Annotated in this window: 19 protein-coding genes, 1 tRNA gene and 1 pseudogene; 8 read left to right on the plus strand and 13 right to left on the minus strand. The window is 45.6% G+C overall.

Annotated features, from left to right (window positions below):
- Positions 1-100: 100 nt before the first annotated feature.
- The 3 genes from Q4A73_RS03300 to Q4A73_RS03310 are packed head-to-tail and all read left to right on the plus strand — an operon-like array spanning position 101 to position 2,010.
- Positions 101-958: an MqnA/MqnD/SBP family protein gene (locus Q4A73_RS03300; RefSeq protein ID WP_303206032.1), complete on the plus strand. Its 858-nt coding sequence runs from the start codon at positions 101-103 to the stop codon at positions 956-958.
- 9 nt (positions 959-967) lie between these two features.
- Positions 968-1,237, plus strand: coding sequence for a flagellar biosynthesis protein FliQ (fliQ, locus tag Q4A73_RS03305; RefSeq protein WP_303206015.1), 270 nt, complete (start codon positions 968-970; stop codon positions 1,235-1,237).
- Entirely contained in the window at positions 1,234-2,010 is a 777-nt protein-coding gene (locus Q4A73_RS03310; RefSeq protein WP_303206016.1) for a UDP-N-acetylmuramate dehydrogenase, read from the plus strand. Before fliQ ends, Q4A73_RS03310 begins: the two co-directional genes overlap by 4 nt.
- Here the strand turns inward: Q4A73_RS03310 and Q4A73_RS03315 are convergent.
- From Q4A73_RS03315 to Q4A73_RS03335, 5 genes are all read right to left on the minus strand, one after another.
- Positions 1,997-2,731: a hypothetical protein gene (locus tag Q4A73_RS03315; RefSeq protein ID WP_303206033.1), complete on the minus strand. Its 735-nt coding sequence runs from the start codon at positions 2,729-2,731 to the stop codon at positions 1,997-1,999. The two genes, Q4A73_RS03310 and Q4A73_RS03315, sit on opposite strands and share 14 nt — an antisense overlap.
- Positions 2,732-2,755: 24 nt before the next feature.
- Positions 2,756-3,517, minus strand: a complete 762-nt coding sequence (locus tag Q4A73_RS03320) for an inositol monophosphatase family protein (protein WP_303206017.1) — start codon at positions 3,515-3,517, stop codon at positions 2,756-2,758.
- The gene (locus Q4A73_RS03325; RefSeq protein ID WP_303206018.1) at positions 3,514-4,776 is read right to left on the minus strand and encodes a citrate synthase; all 1,263 of its coding nucleotides are present in this window, start codon (positions 4,774-4,776) and stop codon (positions 3,514-3,516) included. Before Q4A73_RS03325 ends, Q4A73_RS03320 begins: the two co-directional genes overlap by 4 nt.
- A gap of 109 nt (positions 4,777-4,885) precedes the next feature.
- Positions 4,886-6,061: a cation:proton antiporter gene (locus Q4A73_RS03330; protein ID WP_303206019.1), complete on the minus strand. Its 1,176-nt coding sequence runs from the start codon at positions 6,059-6,061 to the stop codon at positions 4,886-4,888.
- A complete protein-coding gene (locus tag Q4A73_RS03335; RefSeq protein WP_303206020.1) occupies positions 6,042-6,878 on the minus strand; it encodes a biotin synthase in 837 nt (278 codons plus the stop codon). The genes Q4A73_RS03330 and Q4A73_RS03335 overlap by 20 nt, the downstream gene beginning before the upstream one ends.
- 184 nt (positions 6,879-7,062) lie before the next feature.
- Between Q4A73_RS03335 and Q4A73_RS03340 the strand changes: the two genes are divergently transcribed.
- On the plus strand, positions 7,063-7,662 hold the full coding sequence (locus tag Q4A73_RS03340; RefSeq protein ID WP_303206021.1) for a bacteriohemerythrin: 600 nt from the start codon (positions 7,063-7,065) through the stop codon (positions 7,660-7,662).
- An 11-nt stretch (positions 7,663-7,673) separates the two neighbouring features.
- Positions 7,674-7,922, plus strand: coding sequence for a ribbon-helix-helix protein, CopG family (locus tag Q4A73_RS03345; RefSeq protein ID WP_303206022.1), 249 nt, complete (start codon positions 7,674-7,676; stop codon positions 7,920-7,922).
- A gap of 60 nt (positions 7,923-7,982) precedes the next feature.
- On the opposite strand, the gene Q4A73_RS03350 is transcribed toward Q4A73_RS03345, so the two are convergent.
- The 8 genes from Q4A73_RS03350 to Q4A73_RS03385 form a co-directional block, all read right to left on the minus strand.
- Positions 7,983-8,057, minus strand: a tRNA-Asn gene (locus tag Q4A73_RS03350).
- Between the two features lie 136 nt (positions 8,058-8,193).
- Positions 8,194-8,964 carry a TSUP family transporter gene (locus tag Q4A73_RS03355; protein WP_303206023.1) on the minus strand — a complete coding sequence of 257 codons (771 nt, stop codon included), beginning with the start codon at positions 8,962-8,964 and terminating at the stop codon, positions 8,194-8,196.
- Entirely contained in the window at positions 8,954-9,706 is a 753-nt protein-coding gene (locus Q4A73_RS03360) for a TIGR02757 family protein (RefSeq protein ID WP_303206024.1), read from the minus strand. Before Q4A73_RS03360 ends, Q4A73_RS03355 begins: the two co-directional genes overlap by 11 nt.
- A 13-nt stretch (positions 9,707-9,719) precedes the next feature.
- Entirely contained in the window at positions 9,720-11,543 is a 1,824-nt protein-coding gene (gene flgK / locus Q4A73_RS03365) for a flagellar hook-associated protein FlgK (protein ID WP_303206025.1), read from the minus strand.
- A gap of 9 nt (positions 11,544-11,552) precedes the next feature.
- Positions 11,553-11,981, minus strand: a complete 429-nt coding sequence (locus Q4A73_RS03370) for a flagellar protein FlgN (RefSeq protein WP_303206026.1) — start codon at positions 11,979-11,981, stop codon at positions 11,553-11,555.
- Between the two features lie 46 nt (positions 11,982-12,027).
- Positions 12,028-12,231 (minus strand): flagellar biosynthesis anti-sigma factor FlgM, encoded by a 204-nt coding sequence (locus tag Q4A73_RS03375; RefSeq protein WP_303206027.1) that lies wholly within the window; start codon positions 12,229-12,231, stop codon positions 12,028-12,030.
- 61 nt (positions 12,232-12,292) lie between these two features.
- The gene (locus Q4A73_RS03380; RefSeq protein WP_303206028.1) at positions 12,293-12,637 is read right to left on the minus strand and encodes a rod-binding protein; all 345 of its coding nucleotides are present in this window, start codon (positions 12,635-12,637) and stop codon (positions 12,293-12,295) included.
- The gene (locus tag Q4A73_RS03385; RefSeq protein ID WP_303206029.1) at positions 12,637-13,683 is read right to left on the minus strand and encodes a flagellar basal body P-ring protein FlgI; all 1,047 of its coding nucleotides are present in this window, start codon (positions 13,681-13,683) and stop codon (positions 12,637-12,639) included. The genes Q4A73_RS03380 and Q4A73_RS03385 overlap by 1 nt, the downstream gene beginning before the upstream one ends.
- Positions 13,684-13,796: 113 nt before the next feature.
- Here Q4A73_RS03385 and Q4A73_RS03390 point away from each other — a divergent pair, with 113 nt between their 5' ends.
- From Q4A73_RS03390 to Q4A73_RS03400, 3 genes and pseudogenes are all read left to right on the plus strand, one after another.
- Positions 13,797-14,078 (plus strand): hypothetical protein, encoded by a 282-nt coding sequence (locus tag Q4A73_RS03390; protein ID WP_303206030.1) that lies wholly within the window; start codon positions 13,797-13,799, stop codon positions 14,076-14,078.
- Positions 14,069-14,810, plus strand: a pseudogene (locus Q4A73_RS03395) (SDR family NAD(P)-dependent oxidoreductase). The gene Q4A73_RS03390 and the pseudogene Q4A73_RS03395 overlap by 10 nt, the downstream one beginning before the upstream one ends.
- Positions 14,803-16,128 carry a fatty acid--CoA ligase family protein gene (locus tag Q4A73_RS03400; protein WP_303206031.1) on the plus strand — a complete coding sequence of 442 codons (1,326 nt, stop codon included), beginning with the start codon at positions 14,803-14,805 and terminating at the stop codon, positions 16,126-16,128. The pseudogene Q4A73_RS03395 and the gene Q4A73_RS03400 overlap by 8 nt, the downstream one beginning before the upstream one ends.
- Positions 16,129-16,165 lie beyond the last annotated feature (37 nt).

Genomic DNA, 16,165 nt, shown 5'->3' on the forward strand with positions numbered 1-16,165 from the left:
TAAGGGTAGTTTAAATTTTTTGCTTCAGTTAAATGATATTTTAAAATTTCTATTGAAAGTATTTCTAGCGCTTTAAACTTTTGGATTCATTATGAAAAATATGAAAACAATCACCATCGCTCATTCTCCTGACGCCGATGATATTTTCATGTATTGGGCGATAAAATTCGGCTGGGTGGGGGACTTTCACTACACTAACGCTGCCCTAGACATACAAACGCTTAACGACTTAGCCCTGCAGAACGAATTTGACGCCACGGCGATTTCCTTCGCTCTCTACCCCCTCATCGCTAACGAATACGCCCTTTTGCGCACGGCGGTGAGCTTTGGGGAGGGTTATGGGCCCAAGCTCATCAAAAAAAAAGATAAAATTCTCAAGCGTAATTTTAAGGTCGCCCTAAGCGGGGCAAACACCACAAATGCGATGCTTTTTAAGATGAAATACCCCGATGCGCGCATCATCTACAAGAATTTTTTAGAGATAGAGGGGGCGGTTCTTGGCGGAGAGGTGGATGCGGGGGTGCTGATACATGAGAGCATCTTGGAATTTGACCCCTCGCTTTGCGTGGAGGCTGAAATTTGGGACATCTGGCGAGAATTTGCCGGCGAGGAGCTGCCCCTGCCTCTGGGGGGGATGGCTTTGCGCAGGAGTCTGCCACTTAGCGATGCGATCAAGGTGGAGCGGGATTTGACGCGGGCAGTGGCTCTAGCACACAAGAACAAGCGCATTTTAGCGCCCATGCTTTTGGAACGGGGTCTTGTGCGCGTGGATGGGGCCGGGCTTGAGACCTACCTCGATCTTTACGCCAATGCGCACTCCATCTCGATGAGCAAGCTGCAGTTTGAGGCGGTGGATAGGCTTTTCAAGCTAGGGTATGATTATAAATTTTATGATAAAATTTTGAAAGCGCAGGATTATCTCATCCCCAGCGAGTATGAAGAGGTAAGAAATTCTTAAAGGACTCAAATGGACGAAAGCACCCTAGTGGCTTTGGGCGTGGCGACTTTTAAGGTTACGCTTTTGTTGTCTTTGCCCATGCTTTTAGCCGGGCTCATAGCCGGGCTCATCATTAGTATTTTTCAGGCGACAACGCAAATTAACGAAATGACCCTATCCTTCGTGCCAAAAATCATCCTAGTGGTGGTCGTGCTCATCTTTTTGATGCCATGGATGATGACGACGATGATAGATTTTACGCAAAATATTCTCAATCAAATCCCAACCTTCATCAAATGATTATCGATTTTAGCAAGTATTCCTCCGTGCGGATAGGGGGCAAATTTGAGCTGGAAATTTTAGACAGAGTTAGGGATTTTGAGGGCGTTTTAATCGGCGGGGCGAATAATCTCCTCATCAGTCCTGCTCCTAAAAAAATGGCGATTTTAGGCGAGAATTTTGACTTTATAAAATTTTTAGAAAGGGACAAAACCCACGCTTTGGTGCGCATAGGCTGCAAGACAAAGGCGGCTAAAATTTATCGCTTTGCAAAGGAGAATAACCTCAAAGGCTTAGAATTTTTGCTCAAAATTCCCGGGACTCTCGGCGGACTTTTGAGGATGAATGCGGGGCTTAAGGATGAAAACATCTCGCATCATTTGGTAAAAATCATGAGCGCTAGGGGGGAGATTTTGCGCGAGGATGTCACTTTTGCCTATCGTTTTTGCCCTCTGACCCTGCCGCTTTTTTGGGCGGAATTCAAGCTAGAATGGGGTTTTGATGATGCTAAGGATGTCCTTTTAAAAAGCGCTAGGAGCAATCAACCAAGCGGCGCGAGCTTTGGCTCGATCTTCAAAAATCCGCCCGGGAATTTTGCGGGGGCACTGATCGAGGCTGCGGGGCTTAAGGGTTTTGAGAGGGGCGGGGCGATGATCAGCGATAAGCATGCAAATTTTCTCATCAACAAAGGCGGCGCGAGCTTTGAGGATGCGATCTTTCTCATCGAGCTGGCACGGAGTAGGGTTTTTGAGGAATTTGGCGTGCGGCTGGAAAATGAGGTTATTGTACTTTGAGCCTTCTCGTTTGTCTGTGCACGACTTGGGCCAGCATTTTGGGCATTTCATCGAGGACTTTTTGGTAGTTTTGTCGGGGACTTGCGTCTTCATCGAGGGCGATTTTTAGGGTGATGTTTTTGGATTTCACCTCCCCCTTTGCGCTGATGAGCTTGAAATTTATCACGGCATTAGCGCCCGTCTTTTGAGTGAAAATGAAATTCGTGGTGCTGATGTAAAATTCGTTGAGATTGATGATGATGAGATAATCCACAAAATCCGCATAAATTTTCCCCCTGTCCTTTTCCTGCCTCAAAAAAGGCGCGATATTGATCAAACTCGCATCCTGAGGACTGAAGCTTTTGAGAGTTTTTTGACTCTGGTAGATGCCATTTGCGGCCGCATTGACAAAATTCAGCCTCAGGGCTCTAAGGGTGTTTTGACTGAAGGTGTGGCTTAAATTTTTGGGTCCTTGAGGGCTTGGGTAGCTGAAGGGCCTTCTGGAGGTGAAAACGATGGCAAAATCAAGCTTTTTATCCCGGATGGCGCTCTGATTTTCCTTAAGCGCCGAGCTATCAAAGAGGGCTTTTTGAGAGTCAAGGGGCGGAGTGCTCCTCGCTTGGTCTAAATTGATGAGTTCAAAATTATCCTGCCCCTCGTCGATCTTAATCAGCTTTTTTTTGGAAAAATCACTCGCCCAAATCGCGCACAAAAACAGCCCCAAAAACAAAAAAATCCGCATCATCCCCAGACTCACACAAAAAATTCAAAGCTCAAAATCATCCAAAAAAGCCTCATCAGAAACCGCGATGAAAAAATCCGCCCTCAAATCCTCATTGTAGCAAAGGGGCCTTTTTTGGAAATTTCCCATGAAGCCGCCATTTTGATTGACGAGAAAATCTCCCGCCGCGAGATCCCAAATGCTTAATTTTTCCTTACGCCTGTAAAGTCCCGCACGGCCATCCAAAAGAGCGGTAAATTTAAGCCCAGAGCTGATGTTTAGAGCCTTGAGCTGATATTTTTGCGCAAATTCCTCATCGTCTTTGCAGAGGTGATTGACGCTGAGGAGCGCGGTGCGTTTATTTTGCGTGAAAACGTGCGGATTTTTTTCTAAAATTTGGTGATTTTTATACACGGGGCTATCTTTGTGGGCGTAAAAAATATCGCCATTGCAGGGGTTTTTGATCAAGGCTAGAACAGGCCTTGCGTGGTGGATGAGGCTTATCATCACGCAAAATTCATCCCCCCCCCTCAAAAAACCCTTCGTGCCATCAAGGGGATCAATGAGCCAGAAATACTCCAAATCCGCCCTTTCTTTGGGGCCTAAAATTTTCTCTTCAGAAAGAATTTTAATACCCGTGCTGGAGAGCTTTTCGTTGATGATTTCATTGGAGGCTAGATCGGCTGAGGTGATGGGTGAACCGTCCTCTTTCTGCCAAATTTTAAGGCCATCCCTTTCGCTCAAAATAACCCCAGCCGCCGCTTCGGCCGCATCCAAAGCTAGGGTCAAGTAGGGGTCTAAATTCATCTTTGCGCTTCTCCCAGATAAAGCTGCCTTGGGCGGACGATTTTGAGGCTTTCTTGCTCTTTGAGCTCTATCCACTGCGCGATCCAGCCCGGGGTCCTGCCGATGACGAAGAGGGTGGCGAACATTTCGTTAGGAATTCCCAGGGCTTTTAGGATCAAGCCGCTGTGAAAGTCGACATTGGGGTAGAGACTTCTTTGCACGAAGTATTCATCTTGCAGGGCGATTTCTTCAATCCTTGAGGCGACTTTGATGAGATTGGTATCGATGCCAAGCTCATCGATGAGCTGATCGCGTAGCTTTTTCAAAACCTTCGCACGCGGGTCAAAATTCTTATACACTCTATGCCCAAAGCCCATCAATCTAAAGGGATCGTTTTTATCCTTCGCCCTTTTGATGAAGGCATCCACCTTATCAACCGTGCCTATCATTTCAAGCATACGGATGACGCCCTCATTGGCTCCGCCGTGCGCATGCCCCCAAAGTGCGCCTATGCCCGCGCTGATACAGGCGTAGGGGTGCGCGTGGGTGGAGCCTACGGCGCGCACGGTGGAGGTGGAGGCATTTTGCTCGTGGTCAGCATGGAGCATGAAAACGGTGTCTAGGGCCTTGATTTCGATGGGTTTGAGCCTGACATGATCGTGGGGGTAGGTGCGTAGCATGTAGAGGAAATTTTCCGTAAAGCCCCGGTCCAAATTCGGATAGGTCATGGGAAAGCCGTGCTTGTAGCGATAGGCCGCTGCGACTATGGTGGGGATTTTCGCTATGATGCGCGTTGCCATTTCCATGTATTCTTCTTTGACATTCATATTGAGATGATCGGGGTAGAAGGCAGAAAGCGAGGAAACCGCACCCTGTAAAATGGCCATGGGATGGGCATTGTCGGGGAAGGCGTCAAAAAGCTTGTGCATGCCCTCGTGGATGAAGGAGCGTTTTTTAAGCTCGTAGCGGAAGGATTCGAGTTTTTCTTGGCTGGGTAATTCTTTGTAAAGCAAAAGATGCACGACATCTAAAAAAAGCTTATTTTCCGCAAGCCACTCAATGCCATAGCCCCTGTGGGTTAGGATGCCATTTTCGCCATCGATGTAGGTGATTTTTGACTTGCAGCTTGCGGTGGAGGTCAGCCCCTCATCGTAGCAAAACATCCCCGTTTTTTTGTAAAAGCTTGATATATCCACAACGCTCGGCCCTATCGTGGCATCATAGATGGGGAATTCGTAATGGTTGCCGTTTCTATTGTCCGTGATGGTGATGGAATTCATCTCAATCCTTTCGCTTTTGTTGTCGGGGTATTATAACAAAGAAAAAATGCGGGGTATTTTTTATCATTTGTAAAAAAAATTTATTTTGCCTGTGTGTAAAAAAGTAACTTCATTTTTTATAATTAGCAATGAATTTGATCAAACTCATCGCAAGAATCACCTCCAACAATGCCGTTAAAATAAGGGCTGAGTATAAATTTTCGGTGATGAGCTTGGCCGAGTAGGATAGGGTCGCTATGGCGATGAGCAGGGTCAGGGGCATGGAGTGGCTGAGGGCAAAGAGGAGGGTATTTTTAGCGCCGATTTTGCTTAAAAACACTCCCGCACAAAGCATCCGCACGCTCATCATCGTCGCCGTCAATAACAGGGCCTGGAGAAGAATTTGATGGTTTAAGAGTAGGGCGAGGTTGAAGGTTGAGCCTATGTGGATGAAAAAAATTGGGATTAAAAAGCCATAGCCAAAGCTTGAAAGTTTGTGTTCTAGGTCTTTTTTGTGGTCAAAAAAGGTTGCGATGAATGAGCCTGCGATGAAGGCGCCAAGCACAACTTCAAGTTTGCTAAACACCATAATCACCGTGATAAAAATGAAAATCGCCATGCAAAATCTTATGTCCTTTTCGTTTTTATCCTCTCGAGGCATTAGGACGGCCTTAAACTGCGGATACCACCAAAAAAGCACTTCGAGCAATTTAAAGCCCAAAATGCTCAGTCCCAAAAAGATGCCAAGATACAAAATGCTTTTCGCTGTCTCCAGGGCACCCACGCCCTCATTCAAAAAAGAAGAAACAATGGTCAAAAGCACGATGGAAACGACTTCTGCTAAAGTCGCCGTGGTCATGGAAACGTTCAGCCAATGGCAATCCTTACCAAGGTCTTTAAAAAGCACCGACAAAAGCCCCACGCTCATCACGGGGATGATTAAAACAAAAATGTAAGGAATTTTACAAAGCCACACCAGCAAACAGGAAAGCAAATAAAGCATCGCGATGTAAAAGAGGCTGTTTTTGGCTAAATTTTTGTCCATGTTGAAAAAGGAGTGCAGATTCACCTCCATCCCCGCAATGAACATCAAATAATAAAAGCCTATTTCGGCTAAAAGCTTGAAATTCTCACTCTCGCCGATGAGTCCCAATGACGCTATAACCGCTCCCAGCATGATTTCGGTCGCAGAAATGGGCAGACGCAATAATTTTGCAACGTGCGGCGAAAGGAGCAAGCAAGTCGCTATGATGATGAGGATCTTTAAATCCACTAAGGTTTGGGGGCTAATGGCACTCGGATGCAAAAGAAAATCCCATTTCTCTGAGCTTGGTGATGTCGCGGCTTGGCTCTTCACCCCGTGTCGTGAGATAATCGCCCACCACGATGGCCCCAGCGCCCGCTTGGAAAATTTCATACTGCCTTTCTTGCAGCACGACCTCACGCCCTCCAGCGACCATAATGACGGAATTTGGCAGGGCTTTTTTCGTGTCCTTGATGATTTGCAGGGCTTCATCGGCCTCAAGTTTTGGCGCTTTTAGATTCAAGTTTTCATTAGCGATGAAAAAATTTATAGGACTGGAAAAGGGCTCAAGTTCGGCTAAGGACCTCCTAAAACTCACTCTATCATCCTCGCTCTCACCCATGCCATAAATCCCTCCGCAGCAAAGCATGAGTCCTGCTTCTTTGGCGTTTAAATTTGTCTCAAAGCGACTTTCCCAAGTGTGCGTGGAGCAAATTTTCGGGAAAAATTCGCGCGAAGTTTCGAGATTATGATTGTAGGAGAAAACCCCAGCCTTTCTCAGCTCTCTAAGCTGCTCCGTGCTTGCTATGCCGTTACAGGCGATAAGGAGTAGATTGGGCTCTGCTTTTTTGACGGCGTGAGCGGCTTGACAGACATATTCTAGCTTTTCATCATCAAGCCCCAGCCCTGCGGTAACGAGGCAAAATCCCAAAGCCTCGTTTTTTTTCGCCATCTTGGCCTCTTGAACGATTTGAGCGAGGTCCTTGCGGCGGTATTTTTGAATTTGCGTTTTGACATAGGAGCTTTGAGTGCAGTATTTGCAGTCCTCAGAGCAGTTTCCACTTGCGATGTTACAAATCGCACAAAGCATAATTTGCATTTTTGTCCTTTTTGGTGATAGCAATAAACGAGGAATCAAGTTTTGATTCTAGCGTAATATTTTAAAAAATATTAAACTTTTATTTTTCAATATTTTATTAATATTTTCTCATAGCAATGATGTAAAATTATTTCAATATTAATTTTAAAAATTTTAAAAATAAAAAATTCTTAAGGAAATCTAGATGCTTCCAAGATGGGATAATAGCTTTAGTGTGCATAATTCGAAAATCGATGAACAGCATAAAAAGCTTTTTGAGTTGGCTGCTAAAGTGGAGATGGTTTCTGACAAGCCCGTAAGTAAGGGCGAAGTCAAGGATTTGTTGGCTGAATTTTTCAACTACATGAAAGATCATTTTAATGATGAGGAAAAATATATGCAGCTCATTGGATATCCGGATTTTGAAACGCATCGCAAAATTCACAAAGAGATCATACAGACGATGATCAATCTCATTAAGGGCATAAAGTCCACAAATGATTTGAAAGAAAAGCTTTATTTGATCGCCAAAAAATGGCTTTTGGAGCATATTCTTTATGAAGATATGAAAGTGGAGGAATGGAGGAGTTCGGCGCTGGCATCGGATGACGGTAGCGATGTGAGCTTTGAGGAAGCGGGTGTTGATGGTGCTGAGAAGCCGCAATTTTATCTTTACACTTGCGATTGTCAGGGGAAATATCACGATGTGCCTTTTGGAATTCATCAAAAAATAGAGCTTCAGGGGGTAAAATTCACTTGCAAAAAATGCAAACAAGCCATCAAATTTCATCAAATACATTCTTAAGGAAAAAGACAATGAAAAACGAAGTAAAAATTTACTCACTCAGATTATCCGCTCCACTTAAAAAAAGACTGGATAGGCTCAGTAAGAACCTATCAAAACCCAAATCGGCCATAGTGCGAGAGGCTATCGAGGGCTATCTTAATGAGATTGAAGATTTTTCTACGGCTGTTAATGCCTTAGAGGAGCTTAAAGATGGGGATTACGAAAAGGCGAGTGAAAAGATCGATGCGATCGTAAAAAATCTAAAAAATATGAAATAATGCTATTTTTGGTGGCTATTGATGGGAGATTGATCGTGAAGGTTGAAGGTTTTTGAACGATGGCTCCGGATGTAGGATTCGAACCTACGACCAATCGGTTAACAGCCGACTACTCTACCGCTGAGCTAATCCGGAATCTAAAAAGTAAAGCAGGGATTTTATTGAAAAATGAAGTTGTTGTCAAGTCGTTACATTTCTATTTTATTGATGTTTCAAGCTCTCTCCATTGTGATAACTGGTTTTTCATTGCTGAAAAAAATTTTCGTCGAGTTTATGTGAGGTTATTAAGATAATCCCAAGCAACTTTTAAAATGGTCGCCCCAACAATACACAAAAACAAGATTTTGATGAAGCCCCCATCCGTTTTCAGCACGAGTTTTGAGCCCAAAAACGCTCCTAAAATTTGCCCCACACCCATTAAAATTCCCACAAGCCACAAAACTTCGTATTGCCACAAAAAAATTGCAAGAGCGACAATATTGCTTGAAAAGTTGAAAATTTTTGTATTGATGCTTGCTTTTTTCATATCAAATCCCAAAAAAATCACACAGGCAAAGATCCAAAAAGATCCCGTCCCAGGCCCCAAAAATCCATCATAAAATCCCAAAATTAAGCCAAAAATAAGATGAAAAAATTTGACATTTTTAATCTTAGTCCTGCCCTGCGTTTTGCCTAAATTTGGCCTTAAAGCCGTGTAGAGAAAGATTAAAGCGAGCAAAATCAAAATGATGAGCCTTAAATTTCCATCCGCAATGAGCAAGACACTCCAGGCCCCAAAAGCCGCTCCAAGTGCCGTGAAAAAGACGCCCCAAGCAAGGCATGGTAAGGTATTGTAGCGCAAATAAGTCGCCGCAGCGGTGAAAGAGCCGAACACGCTTTGGAGTTTGTTCGTAGCCAGTGCTAGGTGCGGTGGGATGCCGCTAGCCATCAGGGCTGGGATGGTGATGAGTCCGCCCCCACCTACGATCGCGTCGATAAATCCGGCAAAAATAGCGATGAAAAAAAGCACAAAATAAAAAATCAAATCCAATTCAAATTCCACTTTTCAGTCCCTTATTTTGCCCCAGTCTATAAAGCGCAAAGTCATATTTTATCGGATCTTGTGGGTCAAATTCTTTCAGTTTGTTGCTTAGCTCTAAAACACTTTTAAAATCACAAATTCTACGCTTTAAAAGTCCTAAATTGAGAGCCGTTTTATGGGTGTGCGTGTCGAGTGGTATGAGGAGATCCTTGCTATGAATTTGCTTCCAAAGTCCCATATCCAAGGCATCTTTTCGCACCATCCACCGTAAAAACATATTGTAGCGCTTGAGCGCTGATTGGGGGGAGTTGTGCCAAATTTTACCAAAAAAAAATTCATAGCCCCTCGAGCGGTAAGGATTGATTTTATAAATTTCACGGATGCAATTTTTCACCCCCGCGCTCACATCAAGGCTTTTTTTGTAGGGACTTGCAAAAAGATCTTCTAGGGAGTTTTCTTTTTTGAGTCGGCTGAGGGTTATGAAAATTTGTCGCAGATCCTCTTCGTTTTGAAAGCGGTATTTGAGATTTTTGAGCTCTTTTTTGATGTGTTTTTCGCTGGAATTTAGCAGATCAAAATCAAGCTTTTCCAAAAATTTAACGATATTTTTCGCATTACCGTAGGCACACAGAGCACAAAGCAAAGCGACAAACTCATCACCGTGCCTCTTAGCGATTTGCAGAGGATCAGCAGCGGCAAAAAGCCCCTCGGGACCGTTGTGAATTTGAGCTAGCCTCTCCAGTCTCTCCTTAAGCCCACACATCAAAATTCAAACACTAGGCCTTAAGCCCCAGCAGCGTGTCTAGCATTTTATCGACTGTGGTTATGATTTTGGCCGCGGCCCCGTAGCTTGACTGATACTGGATGAGGGCGGCCAATTCTTCGTTGGTATTGACCCCGCTTTTGGACTGATACTCAGCATAAACGGAATTGTAAAGCGTGCTATTGCTAGCATGCACGACATTATTGCTCTCCCCATCGCTTGCGATTTTGCCCGTAAATTTGCGGTAGTACTCCTCCATAGTGAGCTCGTCAATCGTCCCGTCTTCGTTGTAAAAATTCACCTTTTTGTATTGAAGCTGGATGATTTCATTGGCAAGATCATTGCCGCTATCGACGCCATTTTTGCTAGCCCTTAGGGTATTGGGATCGTCCACAAGGCTATTTTTCACGGCAAGGCTACTCGCGTCTTTTCCGTTAAAAAAGCCCCCCACGCTAAAGGCCCCGGCGAAATTTGTCCCCTTGTCCTCTATGGCGACCTTAAAGCCACTTTTGGCGTTGATTTGAAAAAGCCCCCCGCTTTTCACATCAAAACTAAAGCTCACATCAACCAAATCATCCACATCGTTGAGCGCGTTTTTATCATTATTGTCATCGGTATTACTTGTGATTTGCCTGACAATGTCCTCCATGGTGGTTTTCACATTGATTTCAATGCTTTTACTGACCTTTTTGCCGCCATTTTCATCGTAAATTACAACCTCAAAATTACCCGGCTGTATGGTCCTGTCGTAATTTGTAAGCGGCACATCCCCCCTCAGCTCGCTCAAATAATCCGAAGTCGCAGAATTTTTAGCCGAGCTCGCATAAATATTATTGGTTTCATTTATCAGCGTCTTGGCGAAGGTATCCAGCGAGTTCATATAGCCCTGAATGATGCCATCATCATACTTGCCCTCAAGCTTATTATAATCCCTCCCCCGCAAATCAAGCTGCGCCCCCAGTTGCCCGCCTCTGATCTTAGTCGTCAAATCGCGAATTTTCTCATCGGCCATTTGGTAGTGGATGCTATAAGACTTGTTTTTATCATCATAGTCAAGCTTTAGGGGGTGGAAATTCACCCCATCCACGATGCTAAGTCCCTCAATGCTAAGATTATAGTGGCGTCCGGGGTCGGTTATGGTCTGCTCCAGGCGACTGTTTTGCACGATTTCGCTCTTACTCGCCACGCTATCTACGAGCTTGGAAAGCGTGAGCTCAAGCTCATCCCTTTTGTCCCTCAGCTCGTTAGCATGATCTGTAAATCGCGCCTCCTGCCCGTAAATTTGCTTATTGATGCCCGCGATTTCCTCTGCGATGCGGTTGATTTCCTCCACGGTGGATTTGATGTCGTCGTTGATTTTTTGCTGGATTTTTCCCAGAGTGGCGTGGGATTTATTGACGCTCTCCGTTAGCGTTTGGGCGAATTTGATAAGAGCTATCTTCGTGGCGCTTTCATTGGGATTATTTGCAAAGTCATTCCAAGCCTTATTGTAATTTTCCAAATCGTTTAAAATTCCATTATTTTGAAGATCCGGAAATCTCTGCGAAATCTCCTCCAGGGCCTGTTTGAGGTAGCCTGTGTATTCTTGCTGGTTGGTAGCGTTTTTAAGCTTAAAATAAGCATGCTCATCGTGCAGGCGCACTATGCTCTCAATAGCCGTCCCCGTGCCGATCTGAACGCCCCCTGTGGTGTAAAAACCATTGGTTGTTTGCACCACTCTTTGGCGCGTGTAAAAGGTAGAATTGGCATTGGTGATGTTATTGCCCGTGGTGGCGATTTGGACCTCATTCGCCTTTAAGCCCGTAACTCCCGTATGTAGCGTAGAAAAAATTCCCATCCCATCCCCCTATACTTGCATTTTGAAAATAGACTCTGGCGTGATCTTTTTATCCCCATAAGCACGATTCGTTCCATCATCAAACATCGTATTGACAAGCCCATCAAGAAAATCCTTGACGATGAGGACGAATTTGGCGTATTCTTTATTTTTGCTGTGGAGGGTCTGTAAATTTTTCTTAAGCTGATCCAGTTTTTGCTTGTCCTCTTCATCAAGCACCTCGCTCAGGCCCTTGGGGGAGCTATTGTTGAGGCTTACTAGAGTGGAATCAAGCTGTTTTTTTGCCCGAGTGAATTGGGCGATGAGTTGTTCTTTTTTTTCCACACTCGCACCCACCCCACCGTGCTTGGCCGCTTGTATATCCTCGATATCCTGCTCGGTGAGTTCTATGAGTTCTTTCAGTATGGCATTGACTGTGTCAAGATTTTGTTTTAGCATTTTTTCTCCTTTTCTCGCTCAAATTTAGCTCAAAAAGGAGAAAATTTTAAAGCAAGGAATCAGCTATCGCATCGGCTGTGGCCTTTAAATTCAGCTCATAAGTGCCGTTTTTGATCTGTTCTGCGATTTTTGAAGCCTTGCTGCTCTCCGTTTTTTGAGCCTCATTTGTCTTCGTTTCTTTTGTTTCTTTGTCGGTTTTATGGACATTAGAAGCGTTGGCTATATAGTTTTGCTGTATAGGATTTATCATTGTCGCCTCCTTTTAGATTTTATAATCCTCTACGAACTATATCGTCCATTTTTAAAAAAACTTAACCCCTTTCTTTCAAAAAATCAAACAACATTTTCGAAAAACCCAGCCCCCCGCTCAAAGCCTTACTCATCGCATCGTTATACATCGATGCGTAAATTTCATCGCCAGCGTCTTTTCCAAAAAGCGAATTTTGATTTTTCAAAGAAATATCCAAAACCGACTTCACCAAAAAAGCCTCAAAGGCATCGGTTTGCTCCTTCAAGGCCTCATCCTCAGCATTTTTCACCCCAAAAGCCGCCCCGAAATTCTCCCCAGCTTTTTGCGCGTTAGGATTTCTCGCGGCCCTCTCCAAAAGGGCATTTGTGCCCATATTGTAAGTGTTGAGAAAATTATCCACCCGCATCATATCACCTCCAGCTCCGCATTGATCGCCCCGGCTCGCTTTAAATTTTCCATGATAGCGATGATGTCATTGGGCGCAGCGCCGAGCTTATTAAGCATCCTAGCGATGTTAGCCACCGTGGTTTTAGGGCCTGATATGCGCAGCGTGTTCGAGGCAGGATCGATAGCTCCGCCGTCCTTCATATCGATCTCATTTTGAGCGAGCTCGTTTTGATTATTGGGATCGATCTTTATCGTAATATCCTTGTGCGTGATCAGCACGGGCTCCACCTCCACATCGACCCCAGCGATGACCGTGCCCGTTTTTTCATCGATGATGACCTTGCTTTGCGGCGTGTAGGCGATGTCCTGCTCCAAAACCCGCGCCATAAATTCCACCGCAGAAATTTCCTCAGGCCGCGTGAGCTTGATCGTCCTAGAATCCACCGCCACCGCAATGTCCGCGTCAAAAACCTCATTCAAAACCCTCTCAATATCGTGAGCGGTTTTAAAATCCGCCACCTTCAAACTCAGCGCCAAATCGCTACTTTGCGCGAAATTTTGCGGGATTTCCCTCTCCACATTCGCCCCGCCCATCACGGAGGCCGAAGTAGAGTGAGAGCCCGCCCCGCCGGGTCTAGCCGCTAGGCCGCCTGTGGAAATGGAGCCCTGCGCGATGGCATAAATTTCTCCATCTATCCCCCGCAAAGCCGTCAGCAAAAGCGTCCCGCCCTGCAAAGACTTCGCATCACCCAGTGAGGAGACGGTGATGTCAAGCTTGTCCCCGCTTTTAGCAAAGGCAGGAAGCTTAGCCGTAACCATCACAGCGGCGGTATTTTTGGACTTGATGTCGGCGGGATCGACCTTGATGTTCATCCCTTGCAGGAGATTGGAAACCGACTGCAGGGTGAATTTAGAGCTCGTCCCATCCCCGCTGCCATTAAGCCCCACGACAAGGCCATAGCCGATGAGCTGATTGTCCCGCACGCCCACGGTATTAGCCACATCCTTGATGGCTAGGCCGTGCAAACTCAGGCTAAAAAACAAAATCACGGTAAAAATTCTCATCATCCATCCTCAGAATCTAAATTTTCATAAAGCAAAGCAAAAAGGGTTCCAAATTTTTAATTTGTTTTTTTTTTTTTTTGCAAGCTGCGTTTGAAATTTGTCAAGGATAAAAAATGCGAATTCAAAACATCATTCTAAATTTACTCAAAGAATACGGCGAGGAGCTGGGAAATGAGGCCTTAAAAAACGCCACTGAGGGGACGAAAATTTTTGGAGCTGGCGGGAATTTAGATTCTTTAGGGCTTGTGAATTTTGTCGCGGATTTGGAGGATCTTTTGAGCGAGGCGCTGCAAAAACCCATCGTCCTAGCCGATGAAAAAACGATGAGCGCCAAAAATTCCCCCTTCAAGGATGTCGCCACGCTTTGCGCCTTCATCGAGGGAAAATTCCTGTGAAAACCATCCTCATCACAGGCACACGCAAGGGCATCGGCAAATTTTTAGCCCAGCATTTTTTGGCTAAGGGCCTCAGAGTGTGCGGCTGCTCAAGGGGTAGGGCCTAGCATAGAGCATCCTCACTACGCGCATTTTGAGCTTGATGTTAGCGATGAGGCGGCGGTTGTGGGGATGGTGCGGGAGCTTAAAAAGCGTTTTGGCGGCGTGGATATTTTGATCAATAACGCAGGCATCGCCGCGATGAATCACACCCTCACCACGCCCTATCAAAGCGTCAAAAGCATTTTTGAGACGAATTTTTACGGCTCTTTTTTATTGATGCGTGAAGTTTCTAAGCTCATGACTAGGAATTTCAAGGCCCAGCAAAAGGGCACGCAAAAAGGCGCCATGCCCTACCGCATCATAAATTTCACCACAGTGGCGAGCGCCTTACGCCTTGAGGGCGAGGCCGTTTATGCGGCTTCAAAGGCGGCCATCATCAACCTCACGCAAACCTGCGCCAAGGAGCTTAGTGAATTTGGCATCACGGTCAATGCCGTAGGCCCCACGCCCGTGCGGACAGATTTGATCAAAAATGTCCCCCAAGACAAGATCGAGAGGCTTTTAAATTCCCAAGCCATCAAGCGTTTGGGCGAGTTTGAAGATGTCTTAAATGTCGTGGAATTTTTCTGCGATGAAAAGAGCGACTTTGTCACGGCGCAGGTGGTATTTTTAGGAGGCGTTTATGCTTAAGCATCCTTTTTTGCAAAAATTAGCCGCCTTTGAGGGCTCCTCGCCCTGCCTGATTTATGATGAAAAAATTTGCACTTACGCCGCGCTTTTGGCGCAGGTGGAGGAAAAAATAGCCCTCTTGCGGCAAATGAGTGGGGCTAGGGTTATCGCCATCGTGGGCGATCACGACCCCTCGAGCGTGGCGATGCTTTTGGCCTGCGCGGAGCTTTCTTTGGTGGCCGTGCCGCTGATGTGTGGGGATAGCGACCTGCAAAGCAAGCTCAAAGAAGCAGGAGCGGATGCGCTTTATGGTGAGGGAGGGCTTAAGACTGTGGAGTGCGGGGACTATCCGACCTTGCTAGCCAATTTAAATTCCCCCGCCCTCGTGCTCTTTTCAAGCGGCAGCACGGGAAGGCCAAAGGCCATGGTGCACGATCTTAACGCGCTTTTAGCCTCCTACCTGAATAAGAAGCCAAAATTCATGCATATTTTGCTTTTTTTACTTTTTGACCACATCGGCGGACTGAATACCCTTTTTAACGCCCTTTCAATGGGCGCTTGCGGGGTGGGCTTGAGTGATAGAAAAAACATCGAACGCCTCGCGCAAAGCATAGAAAAATACCACATCGCCCTCCTGCCCGCTAGCCCTAGCTTTTTGAATTTATTTTTACTCAGCGAAGTGGGTGAAAAATACAATCTTAGCAGTCTTAAAGTCATCACTTACGGCACGGAAAAGATGCCAGAAGCTTTACTTTCACGCCTCAAAAACGCCTTTCCTCGTGTGAAATTTCACCAAACCTTTGGCACGAGTGAGGTGGGCATCATCCAAACGAAAAATTATGGCTCCTACATCAAGCTTGAGGGCGTGGAGTATAAGATTGTGGGCAATGAGCTGTTTTTGAAAACAAAAACGCAAAGCCTAGGCTATCTCAACGACGATAACGCCGCTTTTGGAGAGGACGGATTTTTTGCTACGGGGGATTTGGTAGAGTGTGTGCAGCGTGAGGATGGGGAGTATCTTAAAATTCTAGGGCGCAGTAAGGAGTGGATCAATGTCGGGGGTGAGAAGCTTTTGCCCTTTGAGGTGGAGGGCGTTTTGCTGGAGCTTGAGGGGGTGAGGGACTGCCTTGTTTATGGGGAGTCTAACGCCCTCACAGGCCAGAGCGTGAGTGCTAAGCTAGTTGTGGAGGAGGGCCTTGCGGCGCTTTCAAATTTAGAGCTTAAAAATTTAGTGAGAAAGCACTGCCAGGGACGCCTTGCGCGCTATAAAATTCCAAGCAAAGTGATAAAGGTAGAGAATTTAGAGCTAAGTGCGCGTTTTAAAAAGGCCATTCAATGAAAAACATCGTGCTTTTGGGAGCGAGTAATTGCCTGAT

The organism is Campylobacter sp., assembly GCF_030528245.1.
Lineage (GTDB): Bacteria > Campylobacterota > Campylobacteria > Campylobacterales > Campylobacteraceae > Campylobacter_D.

Bases quoted from the DNA above. Each gene is read 5' to 3' on its own strand.
- Q4A73_RS03300 (WP_303206032.1), top strand. From the start codon at position 101: ATGAAAACAATCACCATCGCTCATTCTCCTGACGCCGATGATATTTTC.
- fliQ (WP_303206015.1), top strand. From the start codon at position 968: ATGGACGAAAGCACCCTAGTGGCTTTGGGCGTGGCGACTTTTAAGGTT.
- Q4A73_RS03310 (WP_303206016.1), top strand. From the start codon at position 1,234: ATGATTATCGATTTTAGCAAGTATTCCTCCGTGCGGATAGGGGGCAAA.
- Q4A73_RS03315 (WP_303206033.1), bottom strand. From the start codon at position 2,731: ATGCGGATTTTTTTGTTTTTGGGGCTGTTTTTGTGCGCGATTTGGGCG.
- Q4A73_RS03320 (WP_303206017.1), bottom strand. From the start codon at position 3,517: ATGAATTTAGACCCCTACTTGACCCTAGCTTTGGATGCGGCCGAAGCG.
- Q4A73_RS03325 (WP_303206018.1), bottom strand. From the start codon at position 4,776: ATGAATTCCATCACCATCACGGACAATAGAAACGGCAACCATTACGAA.
- Q4A73_RS03335 (WP_303206020.1), bottom strand. From the start codon at position 6,878: ATGCAAATTATGCTTTGTGCGATTTGTAACATCGCAAGTGGAAACTGC.
- Q4A73_RS03340 (WP_303206021.1), top strand. From the start codon at position 7,063: ATGCTTCCAAGATGGGATAATAGCTTTAGTGTGCATAATTCGAAAATC.
- Q4A73_RS03345 (WP_303206022.1), top strand. From the start codon at position 7,674: ATGAAAAACGAAGTAAAAATTTACTCACTCAGATTATCCGCTCCACTT.
- Q4A73_RS03360 (WP_303206024.1), bottom strand. From the start codon at position 9,706: ATGTGTGGGCTTAAGGAGAGACTGGAGAGGCTAGCTCAAATTCACAAC.
- flgK (WP_303206025.1), bottom strand. From the start codon at position 11,543: ATGGGAATTTTTTCTACGCTACATACGGGAGTTACGGGCTTAAAGGCG.
- Q4A73_RS03370 (WP_303206026.1), bottom strand. From the start codon at position 11,981: ATGCTAAAACAAAATCTTGACACAGTCAATGCCATACTGAAAGAACTC.
- Q4A73_RS03375 (WP_303206027.1), bottom strand. From the start codon at position 12,231: ATGATAAATCCTATACAGCAAAACTATATAGCCAACGCTTCTAATGTC.
- Q4A73_RS03380 (WP_303206028.1), bottom strand. From the start codon at position 12,637: ATGCGGGTGGATAATTTTCTCAACACTTACAATATGGGCACAAATGCC.
- Q4A73_RS03385 (WP_303206029.1), bottom strand. From the start codon at position 13,683: ATGAGAATTTTTACCGTGATTTTGTTTTTTAGCCTGAGTTTGCACGGC.
- Q4A73_RS03390 (WP_303206030.1), top strand. From the start codon at position 13,797: ATGCGAATTCAAAACATCATTCTAAATTTACTCAAAGAATACGGCGAG.
- Q4A73_RS03400 (WP_303206031.1), top strand. From the start codon at position 14,803: ATGCTTAAGCATCCTTTTTTGCAAAAATTAGCCGCCTTTGAGGGCTCC.